This is a genomic window from Colwellia sp. SU-HH01217 (assembly GCF_057543495.1).
Window position 1 is genome coordinate 124,941 of record NZ_BAAJLX010000002.1, and the last position, 18,759, is coordinate 143,699.

The 18,759-nt window shown below is 36.2% G+C and carries 16 protein-coding genes; 9 read left to right on the forward strand and 7 right to left on the reverse strand.

Features of this window, described 5'->3' with window-relative positions; translation table 11 throughout:
- Positions 1-236 precede the first annotated feature (236 nt).
- From AC27G3_RS03685 to AC27G3_RS03695, 3 genes are all read right to left on the reverse strand, one after another.
- Positions 237-1,625 (reverse strand): sigma-54-dependent transcriptional regulator, encoded by a 1,389-nt coding sequence (locus tag AC27G3_RS03685; protein WP_487118905.1) that lies wholly within the window; start codon positions 1,623-1,625, stop codon positions 237-239.
- Positions 1,615-2,787: a sensor histidine kinase gene (locus AC27G3_RS03690; protein WP_487119372.1), complete on the reverse strand. Its 1,173-nt coding sequence runs from the start codon at positions 2,785-2,787 to the stop codon at positions 1,615-1,617. The genes AC27G3_RS03685 and AC27G3_RS03690 overlap by 11 nt, the downstream gene beginning before the upstream one ends.
- Positions 2,788-3,012: 225 nt before the next feature.
- Positions 3,013-4,515 carry a sigma 54-interacting transcriptional regulator gene (locus AC27G3_RS03695; protein WP_487118907.1) on the reverse strand — a complete coding sequence of 501 codons (1,503 nt, stop codon included), beginning with the start codon at positions 4,513-4,515 and terminating at the stop codon, positions 3,013-3,015.
- A 254-nt stretch (positions 4,516-4,769) separates the two neighbouring features.
- On the opposite strand from AC27G3_RS03695, the gene pseG reads away from it, so the two are divergent.
- Genes pseG through AC27G3_RS03740 form a run of 9 tightly spaced genes read left to right on the forward strand, consistent with a single transcriptional unit; the run spans position 4,770 to position 13,004 of the window.
- Positions 4,770-5,888, forward strand: coding sequence for a UDP-2,4-diacetamido-2,4,6-trideoxy-beta-L-altropyranose hydrolase (pseG, locus tag AC27G3_RS03700; protein WP_487118909.1), 1,119 nt, complete (start codon positions 4,770-4,772; stop codon positions 5,886-5,888).
- Positions 5,889-5,907: 19 nt separating this feature from the next.
- Complete coding sequence (gene pseI, locus AC27G3_RS03705) at positions 5,908-6,990, forward strand: pseudaminic acid synthase (RefSeq protein ID WP_487118911.1); 1,083 nt, start codon at positions 5,908-5,910, stop codon at positions 6,988-6,990.
- Positions 6,987-7,757: a cytidylyltransferase domain-containing protein gene (locus AC27G3_RS03710; RefSeq protein ID WP_487118913.1), complete on the forward strand. Its 771-nt coding sequence runs from the start codon at positions 6,987-6,989 to the stop codon at positions 7,755-7,757. Before pseI ends, AC27G3_RS03710 begins: the two co-directional genes overlap by 4 nt.
- On the forward strand, positions 7,750-8,346 hold the full coding sequence (locus AC27G3_RS03715) for a GNAT family N-acetyltransferase (protein WP_487118915.1): 597 nt from the start codon (positions 7,750-7,752) through the stop codon (positions 8,344-8,346). The genes AC27G3_RS03710 and AC27G3_RS03715 overlap by 8 nt, the downstream gene beginning before the upstream one ends.
- Positions 8,327-8,596, forward strand: a complete 270-nt coding sequence (locus AC27G3_RS03720) for an acyl carrier protein (protein ID WP_487118917.1) — start codon at positions 8,327-8,329, stop codon at positions 8,594-8,596. The genes AC27G3_RS03715 and AC27G3_RS03720 overlap by 20 nt, the downstream gene beginning before the upstream one ends.
- 15 nt (positions 8,597-8,611) lie before the next feature.
- Complete coding sequence (locus AC27G3_RS03725) at positions 8,612-9,346, forward strand: SDR family NAD(P)-dependent oxidoreductase (protein ID WP_487118919.1); 735 nt, start codon at positions 8,612-8,614, stop codon at positions 9,344-9,346.
- Positions 9,346-10,734: an AMP-binding protein gene (locus AC27G3_RS03730; protein ID WP_487118920.1), complete on the forward strand. Its 1,389-nt coding sequence runs from the start codon at positions 9,346-9,348 to the stop codon at positions 10,732-10,734. Before AC27G3_RS03725 ends, AC27G3_RS03730 begins: the two co-directional genes overlap by 1 nt.
- Positions 10,727-11,818 (forward strand): LuxE/PaaK family acyltransferase, encoded by a 1,092-nt coding sequence (locus AC27G3_RS03735; RefSeq protein ID WP_487118922.1) that lies wholly within the window; start codon positions 10,727-10,729, stop codon positions 11,816-11,818. Before AC27G3_RS03730 ends, AC27G3_RS03735 begins: the two co-directional genes overlap by 8 nt.
- A complete protein-coding gene (locus AC27G3_RS03740; protein ID WP_487118924.1) occupies positions 11,802-13,004 on the forward strand; it encodes an acyl-CoA reductase in 1,203 nt (400 codons plus the stop codon). The genes AC27G3_RS03735 and AC27G3_RS03740 overlap by 17 nt, the downstream gene beginning before the upstream one ends.
- Here the strand turns inward: AC27G3_RS03740 and AC27G3_RS03745 are convergent.
- From AC27G3_RS03745 to AC27G3_RS03760, 4 genes are read right to left on the reverse strand one after another with little or no spacing between them, the layout of a single operon-like run.
- Complete coding sequence (locus AC27G3_RS03745) at positions 12,975-13,745, reverse strand: phosphocholine cytidylyltransferase family protein (RefSeq protein WP_487118926.1); 771 nt, start codon at positions 13,743-13,745, stop codon at positions 12,975-12,977. The genes AC27G3_RS03740 and AC27G3_RS03745 overlap by 30 nt on opposite strands.
- A complete protein-coding gene (locus tag AC27G3_RS03750; RefSeq protein ID WP_487118928.1) occupies positions 13,745-14,344 on the reverse strand; it encodes a gamma-glutamyl-gamma-aminobutyrate hydrolase family protein in 600 nt (199 codons plus the stop codon). Before AC27G3_RS03750 ends, AC27G3_RS03745 begins: the two co-directional genes overlap by 1 nt.
- A complete protein-coding gene (locus tag AC27G3_RS03755) occupies positions 14,341-16,680 on the reverse strand; it encodes a PEP/pyruvate-binding domain-containing protein (RefSeq protein ID WP_487118930.1) in 2,340 nt (779 codons plus the stop codon). Before AC27G3_RS03755 ends, AC27G3_RS03750 begins: the two co-directional genes overlap by 4 nt.
- A gap of 12 nt (positions 16,681-16,692) precedes the next feature.
- Complete coding sequence (locus AC27G3_RS03760) at positions 16,693-18,753, reverse strand: hypothetical protein (protein ID WP_487118932.1); 2,061 nt, start codon at positions 18,751-18,753, stop codon at positions 16,693-16,695.
- Positions 18,754-18,759 lie beyond the last annotated feature (6 nt).

Genomic DNA, 18,759 nt, shown 5'->3' on the forward strand with positions numbered 1-18,759 from the left:
CAGATATAACAGTGATACTGCAAGCATAGTGCCAATAACTTTAATTAAGAAAAAAAGCGTTCAGCTTAGGAGTTACTTGACTCGACCGAGTCTATTGAGAGAAATACTAAGGAAGATATTGCTTAAAATAAAAACACTTTAAACTCTATAGTACTGTTTAAAGATAGTACCGTTTAAAGTGTTTTTAATAATATGGATTGCGACAACAGCGCGATAATCAAAGCTTAAAAATATCGTTAAGCAGGTATTTGGATACCACTATCACGCATTCTAGCAATTTTATAACGTAAAGTTCTTGGGCTAATACCTAACCGCTCTGCAACAGCTTTTCGGCTGCCGTGACACGATTGTAGTGTGTCTAAAATAATTTGATGCTCTTGTAACTTCAATTCATTACCTAATTCACTACCCTGTTCTTGTGCACAAAGGCTCTCATTTTCTTCTTTAATATTGTTATTTGATTGATCAACTAAATTCCGCTCTTGCACAGAAGTTGTTTCAAAATTTTCAATATACAAATCGTCAACACCAATTTCATTACCGCTTTGCAATATAAGAGCGCGTTGAATGACATTGTCTAACTCACGAACATTACCAGGCCAGTTATAAGCTAACATTTTACTTCTAGCAGCTATGCTGAACATCGGCATATTATCGCCTGTTTGTTGACTGTATTTAACCACCAAATGCTGAGCTAAAGGTATAATATCGTCTCGGCGCTCATTAAGTGGCAACCAAGTTAATGGAAATACATTTAAACGATAATATAAATCTTCGCGGAATTTTCCTTCACTTACTGCTTCTTTTAAATCTCGGTTAGACGTGGCGATAACTCTAACATCTAACTTAATCGTTTTCCGACCACCTAAACGCTCGACTTCTCGCTCTTGTAAAACACGTAAAATTTTAGCTTGTAGGCCTAAATCCATTTCAGTAATTTCATCTAATAAAATAGTGCCGCCTTGGGCTTGTTCAAATTTACCAGGGCAAGCTTGAATAGCACCAGTAAAAGCCCCTTTTTCATAGCCAAATAAGGTCGCTTCTAACATATTCTCAGGGATTGCAGCGCAGTTAATCGCCACAAAGGGCTGCTCACTTCGTGCAGAGTTGTAGTGCACATATTGTGCTAATACTTCCTTACCAGAACCACTTGGCCCTAGCACCATAACTGAAGCTTCTGTAGTAGCCACTTTTTTGGCGAGTCTTAATAATTCAATACTGTGTTTATCTGCAACAATCGGGGTATTTTTATTAACAACTTTAAGAGGAACGTATTGACTAACCATGTTGAGTAATACTTCGGGCGCAAACGGTTTAGCCATATAATTGCAAGCACCATCACGCATGGCTTGTACCGCATCATCGATAGTGCCATAAGCCGTCATTAATAAAACCGGCATATTGGCAGCAATATTTTTGATACTTCTTAGCAAGGACAACCCTGACATACCACCCATTTGAACATCACTCACCACAAGATCAATTGCATGGTTTTGTAATTGCAATAAGGCAGCTTCGCCAGATTCCGCCTCAATACATTGATAGCCTGCAAGCAATAAAGTATCAACTAATGCTTCGCGTAAACCAGCATCGTCTTCAACAACTAATATTTTACTAGTGGTCATTATTATGCTCCTGTGTTGAGGTATGGGAAATGTTTTGTGCTTGATAAAACTCGTTCAGCGATGAAGGTTTATCTGCTTTCTTATCTATTGGCTTGATTAAAGGTAATTTAATACAAAAGTGTGCGCCATTGCCTTGGTCCGTTAATAACCTAACTTGGCCTTGATGGGCTTCTACCACCGACTTTACCACGGCTAAGCCTAAGCCTGTTCCTTGGGTTTTAGAGGTGTAAAAAGGTTCAAATATTTTATCTGCTAGCGCGTTATCTATACCTTCGCCATTATCTTCAATACTTATATAAGCAAATGCGCCATGACATTTCGCTTGTATAGTAATTTCAGCATTACTCTTTATCACTTGTAAACTATTGTGGATGAGATTTTGAATCGCGCCGGTTAATGCATGTTTGTTACCCAAGATTGAACAATCACTGTCACAAGTCTTTAAAGTAACTTTCGCATCAGCCTTGGTAATTAGTGCTTCAATTTTTTGTAGTGACTCAGTTACCACTTCGTTAACGCTTAACTCTGTGACGACTTGCTCTTTACCACTTTTTGAAAATAACAGCATATCGTTAACTTGCTGTTCTAAATCTTTGAGTCTGGAAGATAGTTTGCCTTGAAAGCTGCTTCGTGATGCTTCATCAAGTTTTGAGTTCGTTAAATTCGCACTATATAACATAGCCGCTGATAATGGTGTTCTTATTTGATGAGCTAGTGTTGAGACCATACGACCCAGCGATGACAAGCGTTGTAATTGGCTTAACTTGTCTTGCATTAATCGCGTTTGGGTTAAATCGGTGATCATAATTAACTGCCCAGGCTGATCGCCTAGCGTTGTGATCTCAAGTTTGACTCTGCGGCCATCATTTAGCGACACTTCATGCCAGTCGTCGGCACGTGGTTTAAATGAGCGCTGAATAACGTTAAACCAAGCTTGACCTAAAATAGGCTCGTCAAGTAATTGGCTGGCTACTTTGTTAACTTTAGTAACAATACCACTGCCATCTAACATCACAAGGCCCGTTGGCATAACATCAATAAGTTGGTTGTTTTGGCTTGATTGTTGCCTTAATAAAGCGAGTTCGCCAGGGAATGCTTCTTTCTCCAATAACGACGCTTGATGAGCACTTTTTTCATGAGCGCTTGGTTCACTAGCGTCCATAAATAAAGTGTTATTCCCTTGAAAGGCGTTATTAGTGATAGAATGTAATGCAATGGCCATGGCATAAATACTCAATTATAAAATATAATTAAGTTAAAGCATTAAGTATGCCAATAAAAATAGCGTTATAAATCAAATAATTAAAATGTAAAACAATAAAAAATTTGCCTATTCAATTCGTCATTTATTTGGCATTTTACTTTATTGCTTTATACAAACAGCAAGTTAATCTACAGCTTTTTGCAAATCATACTTACGCATTTTTTCAACTAACGTGGTCCGCCTCATGCCTAACAATTCTGCAGCACGCGCCACCACCCATTCATTTTTATCAAGAGCTTGACTAATTAATGAAACCTCTAGTTCTGCTAAATAATCTTTAAGGACAATGCCATCAGGAGGTAATATATCAACTTGTTGAGTTGCACTATCAGTTGTCTCGCCTGCAAAAGCTTCATCAAATTGAGAAAAGTCGGTATTACTGTCAACCTCTTCATCTTCATTAAAACCGGCAAACAGATCATTAATAACATCTTGCTCTAACAGCTCTTCGGGGTAGTCAGGTTGGTACTCTTCGGCATCGATATGTCGATATTTTTGTGGTAATTCACTGACATTAACCACTTGTTCACCGAACATGATGATCATGCGCTCAATCAAGTTTGATAATTCCCGTACGTTGCCATGCCAAGGATGCTCTTGTAATGACTCTATGGCTTGGTCAGTAAACCTAACCGAACCTGTGTTTTGTTGTTCAAACCGAGAAATTAACTCTTTTAATAATAAGGGAATGTCTTCTTTACGTTCTCTTAAAGCCGGTGTTTCAATAGGAAAAACATTAAGGCGGTAATATAAATCTTCACGAAAATCGCCCGAGGTTATCATTTCTTCTAAATTTTGATGAGTTGCGGCAATCACTCGTACATCTGCTTTAATGCTTTTACTACCTCCTATGCGCTCAAAGGTACGCTCTTGTAAAACCCGTAATAATTTAACTTGCATCGGTTGTGGCATATCACCTATTTCATCGAGAAATAAGGTGCCACCTTCGGCTAATTCAAAGCGGCCTTTTCGCGTAGATATTGCGCCGGTAAATGCTCCTTTTTCATGACCAAAAAGCTCGCTTTCCAATAAATCACCAGGAATAGCACCACAGTTTACCGGTACAAATGGTCCTTTAGCCCGATCAGACAAGTCATGAATATTACGAGCAACCACTTCTTTACCCGTGCCCGATTCACCTAAAACTAGCACATTGGCTTGTGTGGTTGCGACCTGTTCGATAAGAAAACGTACTTGATTCATAGCATCGCTCACTCCTACCAAAGAGCGAAACAAAGCTTTAGAGCTTAAATTTTTATTATGCTTAGAAGGTAATTTATTGTGATACTGATGGCAGTGATGGATCAACTCAGTAAGTTTGGCATAATTAAGAGGTAACGGCAGCTCACCAATAATATTAACGCACATTGAAAGTGAAGCTTGATCAACTATGTCGAACAACAAAAAAGGTATTGAAGGCTGCTGTTTAACCAATTGACTCATTGGCTCTGACAATTGACCGCACAAAATTACCGTCAGTATATTAGGATTGTCTTTTAGCATACTAGCTAGGCTATCTTGAGAGCCCACTTGAAAATGTTCGCCGACAAAGGATAAAACGGTTTCAATTTGTTGCCGTCTCTCAACATTGTCGTCTACCACTAAAATACGTTTATATTCGTGCATAATATTGGAGTTAGTCTTTTTATTATGGATAATTTAAAGTCTAACCAGAGATTTTAAATAAGCAACAATAAATTGACGCTTCTTCGTCATTATATTGACCAATGGAATTAAAAGTCGCCTTTCGGCTTATTGTTTGACCACTTTGCTTTAAGCTTCTTGTTGGTGAACAACTCATTGCGCTTTTTTGCAGCATGAATAATTTTCTAGTAACTAAACTACTGATCATGATTAAAATTATGATATTTTAAGGCGATATGAATAAACCGACTTTCAAAAATATAAACGAGCAACAAACATTATTAATATACGCTAATAGCTCAGCAGTAATTGGCGGTGGTCATGTTATGCGCCAAATAGCGTTAGCTCAAGTTGCTCAAAAAAGTGGTTGGCAAGTTGTTTTTATTTTTCGTGAATGCAACAAAGCAATCGTTCGGCGTATTCTTGACGAAGGATTCAGTATTTTTGAGTTAACAAACACTTCTTTAGCTGAACAAGTTACTGTTCACAAAGCTCATGCAATTGTTATCGACGATTATTATCTAACGGATATTGAACAAAAAAACATTAAAAAACTACCTATTCCTGTTGTTTATTTTGATGATCAAATTGATCAACAGCCATTTTTATCGAGCACAATTGTTAACATAGCCGCTAACATTGTCGTTAATAGTGCGGATAATATCACTGCAAATGATTACCTTTTTACTTCTGCAAAAACGCAGTTGTGTTTAGGGGCACAATACCGAGTTATTCGGCATGAATTTTTGCACAAGCGCTTATTATTAAACGATTTTTCAAAACGACAACGACTTTTAATTACCTTAGGCGACTCTGATATTAAGGGACTGAGCCTACCATTGACAGAGTGTTTATTAGAAAAAAACAATAATTTACCGATAGATCTTGTCGTTGGTAGCATGACAAAAATTGATGAAACACAGCTAAGACAACTTAACTCAAATTATCCTTATTTAACTATTCATCGCAACATAACCGACATGTCTGATTTAATGTCGCAGGCAGGAATGGCAATCACTACAGCTGGTGGCACATTATATGAGCTGGCATTATTAGGGGTTCCAGCTGTTGCTTTATGCATTGTCGATAATCAAATTTCAGCACTGCACTCTCCCATGAATGGTCCGGGCTATTTAGGTTATGATTTAAGAAATTACGACAATCAACAACAATTGGTATCTTTGTTGCAAAAAACTCAACAAGATAAAACTTTAAATCAAATATCATTAGTCTGCATTGAGCTGTGGCAACAAGAAAATCAAAGAGAAGCTATGTCGACGAAGCTGCAACACGCGATTGACGGTTTAGGCAGTCAGCGAGTAATTGCAGCAATTGAACAACACTTAAAACACTAAAATGGCGAATAAATAATATATGACCAACTCATCAGCCTTTAAGAAAGTATTCTCTATTAACAACACCTTAATTGGAGAAAACTGTCCGCCGTATTTAATTGCAGAGTTATCAGGTAACCACAAGTGCTCACTTGAGCGCGCACTAACCTTAATTGAACAAGCCGCATTAACAGGTGTTAATGCCATTAAAATTCAGACTTACCGCCCCGACACTATTACATTAAATCATGATGGTCCCGAGTTTTGTCTTACACAAGGTTTATGGCAAGGACGAACACTTTACGATTTATACCAAGAAGCACATACCCCTTGGGAATGGCATGCTCAATTGTTTGAAAAAGCGCGTACTTTAGGTGTTACTTTGTTTTCATCACCTTTTGATTGTAGCGCGATTGATTTATTAGAAGAATTAAATTGCCCAGCGTACAAAATAGCCTCTTTTGAAATAACCGATATTAAATTGCTTCAATATGCGGCATCTACAGCAAAGCCAATTATTATGTCGACCGGCATGGCAACTAAAGATGAAATAGATGAGGCGGTTCAAGCCATTAGAGATGGCGGCGGCAAACAGCTTGCAATTTTACACTGTGTTAGTGGTTATCCTGCGCCAATTAGCGATTGCCATTTAAATACCATTACCGATCTGAAAAGCCACTATCAGTTACCAATAGGCTTAAGCGATCATACCATTGAAGATACCACCGCAATTACCGCAGTTGCTTTAGGTGCAAACATTATTGAGAAACATTTTACCTTAGTCGAAAATGATGACAGTGTAGATGCTAAATTTTCTTTATCCCCCAGTCAGTTTTCTAGACTAGTAAAAGAATCTAACAACGCTTGGCAAGCACTAGGTCAAGTTAATTACCAGCTAAAAAGTAGTGAAGTCGATAATAAAAATTTTCGACGCTCCTTATATATTTCAAGCGACATAAAAGCAGGCGAATACTTTACCGAGCAGAATATAAAATCTGTACGTCCTGGCTTAGGGTTGCACCCAAGATATCTTGAGCAGGTTGTTAAAAGTACAGCTAACACTAATTTAAAGGCAGGAACTGCATTAAGCTTTGAACATATTGTAGAAGAAATTAAACGATGAAAGTTTTTTGTATTAGCCAAGCCAGATTGGGGTCAACTCGTCTGCCTAAAAAAGTGTTAAAAACAATAAAAGATAAAACGTTGTTGCACTATCAGGTTGAGCGAATTAAACAGGCTAAGTTAGTTGACCAATACATTATCGCGACCACAAATAATGCAGCCGATAGCGCTATCGTTCACTTTTGTCACCAACATCAGATAAAGTTTTATTGTGGTGACGAAAACAACGTTTTGAGCCGATTTTATCATACTGCCCTTGCCTTTAATGCAACAGAGAATGATTTAATTATCCGTTTAACCAGCGATTGTCCACTAGTTGCTCCTGAATTAATTGATCAACTTATTGAACAACATACTGCCAATAAAAACATCGCTATTTCTAATATCGATATACAATCTTACCCACGTGGCTTTGATGCGGAAATTTTTAGTATGGCTGCATTAACTCAAGCGTTTTATCAAGCTTCTACTGCTTTTCAACAAGAGCACGTTACGCCATATTTTTATCAGCATCAACAGCAATACCCCTGCCAGAGTATTAGCTATGCTAAAGCTGACAGCGACTCTTCGTTATTAACATCATTACCTCCTGCAAAGCTCAGGTTATGCGTTGATGAGCCTGCTGATTTTGAATTAGTTAAACAACTTATCACTCAATTTCCTAAAAATATAATCCAAGCAAGTGCTCATGAAATTATCGATTTTTTAACGAACACTCCTCAAATTTCTCAGATAAATCAACACGTACAGCAAAAGAGTTATGAATAATATGCATAGCCAGCTTAACGGTTCTACATTAACAGGGTATTCGGTAAAGTTATTACCTGTAGCACAACAAGACTTAGCGTTATTGTTTAATTGGCGTAACGAGAAAAGCATTCGAGAGCAAATGGTTGACCAAAAGTTAATTTCTTTTGAACAACACCAACAATGGTTTAATGCTTTATCAAGTAAAAAATCTGAACAACACTTTGTTATTTATTATAAAAATGATGCCATTGGCGTTATAAATATTAAAACTATACAAACCGTGGGGCAAACACAAGATCATGAAAATGGCGAAGTTGGCCTTTATATTGCCAATGAAAACTATAAAGGCAACATAGTTGCTTTTGCTCCTTCATTGGTCATTAACGACCTAGCTTTTGAACAGTTAAAATTAAAACGATTATCCTCTAAAGTTAGGGCAGACAATTTTGCTGCACTGAAATATAATCAACAACTTGGCTATCAATTAGCACCAGAAGAAAATGGATTTATAGCAATTAGCTTAACGGCCGATAACTATCATAAGACTACAAAATCCCTTAAACAGTTTTTATCCAGAGGAAATAAGCTTGTCAACAGAGCAACCTAGCAAAACTTTAGTTAACAGTACTTTACTAAGTAATGCCTTTATTAACGCGTTAGAAATTCCTGAAAGCGAGATTAACGACTCCCTTAGTTATGCACAACATGCAAAATGGGATTCCACGGCCCATATGGTGTTAATTGCCGCATTGGAAAATCAGTTCGATATTATGCTCGATACAGACGATATTATTGATATGAGTTCATACGCTAAAGCAAAAGAGATTCTGACAAAATATGACATAGCGTTTAGCTAACATTTGAGGAAAGCAATGAACCAGAGCGTGTTAATTACAGGAGCTAGTAGTGGTATTGGCAATGCTTGTGCCCATTGGTTTGCTAACAAAGGTTGCCAGTTAATGCTCACCGGTCGAAATGAAGAAAAGCTCATTCGTCTCTGTGATGAATTAACGCAACGCTATCAAATAAATTGTACTTACTATGTTGGCGATCTTAACGATAGCGCGACTATTAAGCCATTATTCCAAAAAATTAACAAAACTTTTAAAGGGTTAGATAAGTTAGTGCATTGCGCCGGCAATTTGGTTCAAGGCTCTTTAGCAATGATAAGAGAAGACGAGATTGACCAACAATTTAATCTTCACTTAAAGTCGTCTTTATTATTAGCGCAACTTGCTAGCCGTTTAATGCTAAGAAATAAACAAGGGACTATGGTTTTTGTTAGCTCTGTGGCTGCAAATCAAGGAGCTGCAGGGCAAGTCCTTTATAGTGCTGCAAAATCTGGTTTGCACGGTATGGTAAAAAGTTTAGCTAAGGAGCTAGGCAGCTTTAATATTCGTATTAATGCGGTTGCACCTGGCTTTATTGAAACACCTTTAGTAAGCGACTACTCACCTGAACAACGCCATATACTTAGCCAAGCAACGTGCTTAAAAAAACTTGGCCAAGCAGAAGATGTCGCCAACGCCATTGGCTTTTTAACTTCACAACAAGCCAGTTATATTACCGGACAAATTCTAGCGGTTGATGCAGGTCTTACATTGTAATGACAGATACAGCCAGCACATTTTGGACAACGCAACTAGCTGAATACTCTGGTAAAATTATCGACGAGCAAACTCAAACGAGTTTAAGTTATTCTGCGCTTAATCAACAAATAAATGCCTTTATCACTTCACTCCCCCGCCAACGTCAACTTATAGCGTTAATCGCCGATAACTCACTTGACTTTGTCATTGCTTATCTTGCATTGCTTCGAGCTCAACACGTTATACTATTACTCGATAAAGAGGACCCTGACGAACGCCACCACGAAATTTTAGCGCAATATAAAGTCAATGGATTAATTCATAAAAGGCAAATAAGCTGGCGTTCAAAAGAAGCGATTAATTTACACCCTACTTTAGCGTTATTGTTATCGACAAGCGGGTCTACTGGCAGCTCAAAAATGGTTAAATTAAGTTATGATAACTTAACGGCAAATTGCCAAGCTATTTGTCAGTATTTACCTATTTCAGCCAGTGACACTGTAATGACCACTTTGCCTTTGCATTACAGTTTTGGTCTTTCGCTGCTGCATAGCCATTTATCTGTTGGCGCTTCACTAATATTGAGTAATGCTAATCCTTTAGAAAAGCGCTTTTGGCAAGTGTTTAACAATTTTTCCATCACAGCCTTTTATGGTGTTCCTTTTAGTTTCTCCTTATTAAACAAGCTGAATTTAAAACGATTACCGTTAACTACTATTAAGTATTTCGCCTGTGCTGGTGGCAAAATAGCAGCAACTGACTGTCAGTTATTAACGCAGTTTTGTGAACAACATAAACAAGATTTATATTTAATGTACGGACAAACAGAGGCTACCGCACGAATGGCTTTTTTGCCGCCAAGCAAAGCCTCCACTAAACCCACATTTATTGGCCAAGCGATCCCTAATGGTGAGTTGTTTTTATTAGATAAGAATAACAATAAAATTAACCAACCTAATCAAGCTGGCGAGTTATGTTATCAAGGTGCAAATGTTTTTATCGGTTATGCGTTAAATAGCACAGAGTTATCGGAAGCTGAATGCCCTAACTGGTTAGCTACTGGCGATGTTGCAGAATTTGATTTAGACGGCGACTTTAAAATTATAGGGCGTATTAAACGGATCATTAAAGTTGTGGGAAAACGAGTAAACCTTGATGAAGTAGAGCAACATTTAAACGCATTTTATCAATACCCTTTGGTAGTAACAGGGCTTGATGACCAATTAAAGATACACCTTCTAGTCGAAAAAAATGAGCAAGTTATTAGCAATAATAAACATTTGAAGTTGCTAGAGGAAACAACTAAATTTACTCGATTGAATAGCCACTATATTACACTTCACTACTTAACTGCTTTTCCATTACTGACTAATGGCAAGATAGATTATAGGGCATTAAATGATTGAGCAATCGCATCTAACAAAAGTTAACCCTAGTGAATTAGCCGACTTAGCGATTTACCAATACACTTGTCAGCAAAAACAAACACTTCTTGAGCAACACCTACTTGAGCTTACAGCGCACCATCAAGAAAACTGTTTGCTATACAGCAGGTTTATTAATGCGCATTCAGCAGCAAGCTCGCTCAATCACGCAAGTGATATTCCCCCTTTTGCCGTACGGCACTTTAAAGAACATAGTTTGTCGAGTATCTCTGCAGAAAATCATTATAAAACCCTGAACTCTTCGGGCACAACTGGCAGCCCTTCCACCATAATATTGGATACCGATACCGCGAAATTACAAAGTAAAGTGTTAGTAAAAACGCTACAACACTGGTTAGGAAAAGCGCGACTACCTATGCTAATTATTGATGCGCCTACTACTTCAAAAAAAAGTACAGCAATGACTGCACGAGCCGCAGGAATTAATGGGTTTTCGATGTTTGGTCGAGATCATCATTATGCATTAGATGACGATATGCAGCTTAATGTTGAAGTTGTGACAAAATTTTTTGAAAAATATCAGCAAGATAAAATATTACTTTTTGGTTTTACAGCTATTGTTTGGCAAAAATTTATCCAAGCATTAATAGATAAAAACCTCACTTTTAATCTGCCTCAAGCAATATTAATTCATGGCGGTGGTTGGAAGAAGATGCTCGACCATGCAGTAACTAAGCAAACCTTTAAAAGGGTGATACAAGCGTGCTTAGGAAATATTAATATCCACGACTATTACGGTATGGTGGAGCAAACTGGCACCATTCATATTGAGTGCGAGCATGGTTATTTACACACGCCAATTTGGGCGGATATTTTAATTCGTCGGCCAAGCGATTTATCCTTGGCAGATACTCAAGAGCTCGGCTTAATTCAGGTTAATTCTATTATTGCTCACAGTTATCCTGGTCATTGTTTATTAACTGAAGATCTTGGCATGATCATCGGAGAAGATGATTGTCCATGTGGGCGAAAGGGTAAATACTTTATCGTACAAGGACGTGTGCCTTTGGCTGAAAAGAGAGGTTGCAGTGACACATTCTCTTAATTTAGCGTCATTATCGAATGTTATTTGCCATATCAAAGCACCACAGCATGCTATTGAAAATGATGTGAAGCTAAATAACGAGCAAACTGATGATTTTCCACCTTGGCACGAATCGATAATTGCTGAAGTCGCTCAATTTTCAGAGTTTCTACTCTCGAAAAAAGCCTGTAAAGAGCAGCCTGAGTTAGTTGCTCTCGCCTTTTGGTGCCGAAAATCAAACTTACTTTCCATAACGTCAGACTTTAAAAAGTTAACGAGTTCAGCTGCTAGGGAACCTATTGGAAAGGTGTTTCATATTGCCCCTGCCAATGTTGATACCGTATTTTTCTACTCACTTTTACTTTCCATGCTTTCAGGCAATCAAAACATTGTGCGTATAAGTGAGCGAAGTGGCAAAATATGCCGTTTACTTATACAGTTACTTCAACAGTTTTTGCAGACTAAACATCCTAAAGTAATGCCTGCGTTAGTTTCAATTGTTGAATATTCAGCAATAGATACTTCAACAACAGCAACCTTTAGCCAGTGGTGTGATTTGCGCGTGATATGGGGCGGAGACTCTGCCATAAAGGCGATATCGATAATTGAGCCAACAACTAAACAGCTAAGCTTTCCTGACAGGTTTTCTATCGCGGTTTGTCAGCTCAATGAAGAAGATAATATTAGAAAAGTGGCAAGCGCCTTTATTGCCGATTTTTTACCTTTTAACCAGCAAGCTTGTTCGTCACCAAAAGCTTTATTTTGGTTAAATACATCTAACTCTTTACAAAGAGACTTCTACCATGAGCTATGCACTTTAATCAAAAGTTCAGAGGGTTTTAATATTAGCCACCAAGTAGAAAGACAGATCAACTTGCAAGAATTATTACTACTTAGCGACAATCAGGTAATGGCTAATCAATCTAGCAGTCAATTAGCACACATTCGCCTTAATAGTATAACTCCTAAACACCTCATTAATCACCAAGGTAATGGCTTGTTACTGGTGCAAGATATAGATGATATCGCTCAATTGCCTCTACATGAAAAACTACAAACGATTAGTTATTCCGGTATCGACAGTAACCTATTTAAGTCAATAAATAATAAACATTATAAACGCTATACACATTTAGGAACGGCATTAGCATTTAATCATATCTGGGATGGTGTCAATCTATTGAAAGAGCTTACCACTAACACCTAGTGTGTTGTAATCTCTTTGTTTTATTAGTTCTTCATAAGCACTTAAATCTTCAACGGTATCTACCTCTAACCACCCTCTTTGGTGAAAGCTAGCAGTAACTTTCATTTCAATTTTTATTAGATGTTGAATAAAATCGGTTAAATACATATTTTTAGTTTGATGAAGCCCCAGTGATTCAAACGCTTGTAAAGCCTTAGGTAAACTCTTAGCTGAAATTTTAATTAGTCCAATATATTGGGCCTGAGCACTTGAAAGATCTGTCAGCGGTTGACCAAGCTCTGTAACATTACTTTTATCATCGTATTTAAAAGATTCAGCATCTTGAATAGGATCTTCCATTCGTAAGTCCCATAAAAGCTGCCAGTCTTTATCTGCTGATACAACAATATCTCCCTCTTTTTTGATTAGAGCCGTTAGAATTTCTGGCTCGTAAACGATATCTGAGTAACTAATAATCAAATCTTCTTCTTTATTGAATAAAGCTTTAGCTTTCATTAATGAATACAACATATTGGATTGCTGATATTCACAATTAACATATTGATATATATCGTATTTTTCAAACTGCTCTTTCATGTAACCTGACACAATATGTACTTTCGACAAACCTAGTTTTTCAAAGACTCTTAATTGATATTCCAATAATGGCGTACCACCGAGTTGAACAAGTGCTTTCGGCGTATTGTCAGTATGATGTAAAAGGCGAGAACCCGTTCCTGCCGCTAATATTACAATATTCATTAATTAAACAACGCTTTGAGTAACATAATGTCTTGCTCTCTAAATGGTTCTATTCTTTCGGGGTGCCACATAATAGCCGTTATGGGCAGTTCATTGTGTTTAATACCTTTAACTACATTATCCATTGATACTGCAAAGATATTAAAATCTTGAGTTGCTTCAAAACTTCCCCATTGATGGTAACTATTAACTTGCTCTGCACTGTTATTAATCATAACGGTTTGCTCTCTTTGAATGTGTCCATTAAGTTGCACAAGCTGAGTTTGCCATTTATCTTGAATCAACTGCATACCCCGACAAACACCTAGTACTGGTAATTTTTTCTTAATGGCCAAATTCAATAAACACTTTTCGGTAATATCTCGAATTTTCGCATCACCACCATAATTTAATAGACTGTTGCCTCCAGTAAATATAACTCCTTTGATATCTAATGAATTCACGTAGGTTTCTATTCCACTACCGATATTCGAAGCAACTATAGGCATATAACCCGCTTGTTCAACCAAAGTTAACCACCTTCTATCGATTGAATCTCGCCACTCATGGCGATCTGCCACATGATCAATTCGTTGCGTTAATAAGATATTTCCGCTCATCGTTTATCTACTTTTTTATTTGAACAATCTATGGTTAAAATTGTTGATTCTGCCCACTGATTAAATAATGTACTTCCACACCCGATAACAGCAGGCATATTTAACTCAGCAGCCCGAATAGCCATATGTGAATTACAACCACCATATTTTGTAACAAAAGCAAGAATATTTTTCGAAAAAATCCAATCGAAACCGGGATCAGCAGATTCAATAAAAACAATACAACCGCTCATATTTTGTTGCTTTAATTGATTGAGTTTACAAACACGACCTGAAATAGTGTTAAGAGTAATAAAGTTAGGCTCTTCATGCATCAACGTATAATTATATGTTTGTTGCTTATCTAGAATAAGTGAGGGTAGATGTATTGTTTGAGAAGCACAATGCTGACTTTTTCCCAATGAAATAGAGCTAGCAATAGTGGTTTGAGCACTATATGAATTAGCATAAAGTTTGAAGAGATCTTTCACATCGATATATGACATATCTTCCCTTGAAAAACCTAGTTTATTACCCAGTTTTTCAATTAACAAGAAACAATCACTTAAACTTTTCGTAAAGACAAATTTTCCTAGCTCCCGCTTTTCAATAGCCGTTTTTATAAAATCCATCAATCCTTGCGCATCTAATGAAAACCCATACTGAATCAGCAAAGTGTTAATATTGTTTTTTTCTTTTCCAGTTAAAGTGAAGCACTTTTTTTTAACCTGTAAACCTTTTACGTTTTTCTTACCCCAATCAAAATATAAATCAGGTTGTTCGTCATAACGTTGAGACATTATGTCATAAGTACCAGGGCGTAAATGGCCATATTTAAATAGAAAATCACTTTTATCGAGGATATTAAAATCTGTCATCATTTGAGAGCTTACCGTTTCAATCGAGTTTAAAAACTCTTGATAACGTGCTTTGGAAAATATAGACACACTTAATAATGACGTTAAGATTTGCATAGCAATAAAGCCTGTTCGAGCTAAGCCAGCAAAAGGAAGCGTGCCAAAGTTTCTACAATCAGTTAGCATCCAATAAATTTTTTCAACGCTATTTAAGTGACTTAACTGCACTTCTTTTTGCTTACTTTGGAGCTGAGTAATTTTTGCTATATCTTCTTGCCAAATACTTTGTGGACTCTCAATAAGGTTTTTAGTTAATTCAAGTAGCGATGATTGAATTTGTGAAATTTCATTATTGTTAAACCCGTTAGCTAACAAGCTAGAGAGCTGTTTTTCAATATCAAAAGTAAAAGATGAATAAACAATCGAAAACTCTATTTTATCGTGCAGTTGTGGGTTTTCCGTTAGTTTATCAACATAATAATTAACAAGTTTCTCAGCAATCGTTCTATCTAGCGTGCGAGGTATAAACGAATTTAAACTAAGCCTAACATCAATATAAGGAGTGCCGCCTAGCATAATCATCAAAGGAAAATCTTTAACATTTCGGTAATGATAATTAGTACGTTGATGAGACCAAACATCATCAGTAATTAACTCTTTATATAAGGAGAGTGCTAATGGTCGTGGTTTTATGCCAATAATTTCAGCGGGATTCCAATCAGGCATAACGCCAAATATAGATTTTTTTCCCAATAGATAAGGGTGTGGTTGAGATAAGCGTTCTACTTTATTTTGAATGCAATTGAGTTCTAATTGATGTAATTCTGAACTTAACTGGTTATCGCTAGTTACTTGTAACTCTCTTACTTGAAAAATGCATACTGCGCCTGTTCGGTCAATTGCAAATTCAATATCCAAACTTTTTTGATTTAGTAAAGTCTGTATTTCATTACAGGCTAGTATTAGATTGGCTTGCCAAGTGTCTTTACTGTTAAAAAAATGGGATACATATTCCACTTTAATATCATTACTTTCACCTGAGGTAATAGTATCTGTTCGTTGACTAGTATCATCGTAACTAATAATGTAATAAGGACTTGCTGTATTAGGCTCTTGAGTAAAAATAACACCTGAAAGTAAAGGTTCTAAGAGTAAAGGTTGTATCAATACTTGATGATTACTATCACTATCTTGATAAGATGAAAAAACCTGAGTTATTGCCTTTTCAATAGCCTCGGGATAATTTCCAATGTTTAACAACGATAAGTATTGCCCTGCACATGAATGACCTTTTGTATCTTCACCTTGAGCACTAGACCTAATCACTAACTGCTCCGTTTTAAGCTTTGAAATAAGATTAAAAACTTTATGACGCTCTTCATTCCACTGAGCTAAAGTGAACTTAACTAAAGGTAATATATAGCTCAATTGTACTTCAGCTTGTAAATATGAAAGCATTTCGGCTTTAGTTCGTTGACTATTTTTTATCGTTTTAGACACGCTAAATCCTACTTATTGAAAAAGCTTAATGATTAAAGGGAACGTTATAAATAAATTATTTAGTTCAGCTTCAATCTCTGAACCAAAAGCCAATGAACAAATAATAATGGGATATTTATAATGCGTATTTTTCTCTATTTGATGAACAGTATGTCCCATTATTTGTGATTTAATTTGATTACTATTTTTATCAAAAACACTTATTATTTGTAGATTAGTGAGTTGCTCTAAATAATAAATGACATCCTTAGCTATCTCTCCTGCACCATATAAATAAATAGCTTGATTATTATTAGGTATTGCTTGAATCAGTTTTAGAACGTTAAATGTAGTAGATTCCACTAAAATATCATCAATGTTAATTTCTAACTTCTCTAAAACGTGTAAATGCTTTTTTTGATATTCCTCCTTATTTAATTCATTTATAAGTTGGTAAATTTCTAAATGAGTTTCATCAAAATGAGCGGTAATTCCCTGTAAATATCGAGCATAAAACTGAAAATACCATTTATGCAATTTAATTAATAAACTTTTATCTTGTTTACTTTCTAAAGTGATAGCACGTTTAAAATATTTAAGAGCCATATACCAATGTAAGTAGTAATATTGATGCTCGCTTGGCTCTGGCGAATTAGAATATGACATTGCTGCAAAGTAATTAAACTGAGCAATTTTAGGGTATTTTTCAACTGCAGCTAAAGCCAAATGAATAAAAGGAATCCTATCTTTCATACATCTTTTTATGCTCTTTTCGATATTATTATTTATATCATCTTCATGTTTTAACGCTAACCTAGGCCAAGACTTCTGATTTTTCCTATTAATAATAAGGTCAAAATTTTCCACTAAATAATCTAGACTATGACCTAAATTAAATATTACTGAATTAGCATAAGCACTAATTCTATTTTGCTCATTTTCCATTGATTTTATGCAATAACTCAACTGCTTTATCAAACTTGCTAAATCGTTTACCTGATAACCTAAATCTGTTTGAGTTATTTGGTTTTTAGAGTTCTGAAGCAATGTGATGATTGGACGTCCAGTACCCAAAGCGAAGTTATGGCCCGTATTTTCTCGATGCGTTACTAGTATATTTATATTCGCGTAGTCTTCTACATACGAGCTAGCTAAACTAATTTTGACTCTTGGGTGATCAACAAACGGTGCTAACTGTTTCTTTAACTCTGTCCGTTGTATATCTCCAGGAAAAGGTCTGATTAAAATGTCAAACTCCGGAAAATTTTGAGTTAAACTCAAGACGGTATTACTGACATTCTTCCTTACATACTCACTCTCGATTTCCCAGTTAGACAAGTGATAACCAATACAAGGCTTGTTAGATTTCACCTCGCTTGAAAGCCTGTGAAGCTTATCTAGTTTGGGAATTCCCATTGGCACCAAATAAATCAACTCACTGTTATGAGTAATAAGTGACTCTGGTAAATATGGAGGTAAGGTAATATCATCGCCTTTATATGGTTTAGCTTGTAGAATAAATTCAAATTGTAAAGCCCCACCATACTTAAATAAAGTATCAGGTAACGAAATATCAACACCGTGCGGGCATCCTATTTTTACCGTATTATCTGATAAGTTCCATGATAGAAAGTGGTTAGTTTCAGGTAAAAAAATTGCTGATATAAATGACAGCTCATGATTGAAAGTAAAGTCTGGAACAAAAAGAAAATTAAAAGAGTCAAAATCACTAATAGAGTATATGTTTTTAGTTACCATTAGCGGTTGCCATATTAACGCTATATGTTGATATTGATTTTCTAATTCAAACCTCTCTCCAATATGTGTCATTTGATTACATACTGAGGAAAAACAATAGCTAGTCGCAATAGTTTTTTGAGGCTGAGAAGAAAAAAAATCTTTTGCTTTTGACAAATTTAATTGAAAAAGTGTTTGTAAAATAGTTTCATATTTGACGTTGGACAAGTCGATTATTAATGAATCTATCTCAGGTTCTTCCCGCCTTAATGAAGTAAGGCTTAACCATAAAGCGACTTGTTCTTCAGGTAAACAATGTGAAAAATTAAGATGGAAATTTTTTGAAAATTTAACCAAACGACT

What these genes read in the sequence shown, in the direction of transcription:
- AC27G3_RS03685 (WP_487118905.1), bottom strand. Translation starts at nt 1,625, where the DNA reads ATGACCACTAGTAAAATATTAGTTGTTGAAGACGATGCTGGTTTACGC.
- AC27G3_RS03690 (WP_487119372.1), bottom strand. Translation starts at nt 2,787, where the DNA reads ATGGACGCTAGTGAACCAAGCGCTCATGAAAAAAGTGCTCATCAAGCG.
- AC27G3_RS03695 (WP_487118907.1), bottom strand. Translation starts at nt 4,515, where the DNA reads ATGCACGAATATAAACGTATTTTAGTGGTAGACGACAATGTTGAGAGA.
- pseG (WP_487118909.1), top strand. Translation starts at nt 4,770, where the DNA reads ATGAATAAACCGACTTTCAAAAATATAAACGAGCAACAAACATTATTA.
- pseI (WP_487118911.1), top strand. Translation starts at nt 5,908, where the DNA reads ATGACCAACTCATCAGCCTTTAAGAAAGTATTCTCTATTAACAACACC.
- AC27G3_RS03710 (WP_487118913.1), top strand. Translation starts at nt 6,987, where the DNA reads ATGAAAGTTTTTTGTATTAGCCAAGCCAGATTGGGGTCAACTCGTCTG.
- AC27G3_RS03715 (WP_487118915.1), top strand. Translation starts at nt 7,750, where the DNA reads ATGAATAATATGCATAGCCAGCTTAACGGTTCTACATTAACAGGGTAT.
- AC27G3_RS03725 (WP_487118919.1), top strand. Translation starts at nt 8,612, where the DNA reads ATGAACCAGAGCGTGTTAATTACAGGAGCTAGTAGTGGTATTGGCAAT.
- AC27G3_RS03730 (WP_487118920.1), top strand. Translation starts at nt 9,346, where the DNA reads ATGACAGATACAGCCAGCACATTTTGGACAACGCAACTAGCTGAATAC.
- AC27G3_RS03735 (WP_487118922.1), top strand. Translation starts at nt 10,727, where the DNA reads ATGATTGAGCAATCGCATCTAACAAAAGTTAACCCTAGTGAATTAGCC.
- AC27G3_RS03745 (WP_487118926.1), bottom strand. Translation starts at nt 13,745, where the DNA reads ATGAATATTGTAATATTAGCGGCAGGAACGGGTTCTCGCCTTTTACAT.
- AC27G3_RS03750 (WP_487118928.1), bottom strand. Translation starts at nt 14,344, where the DNA reads ATGAGCGGAAATATCTTATTAACGCAACGAATTGATCATGTGGCAGAT.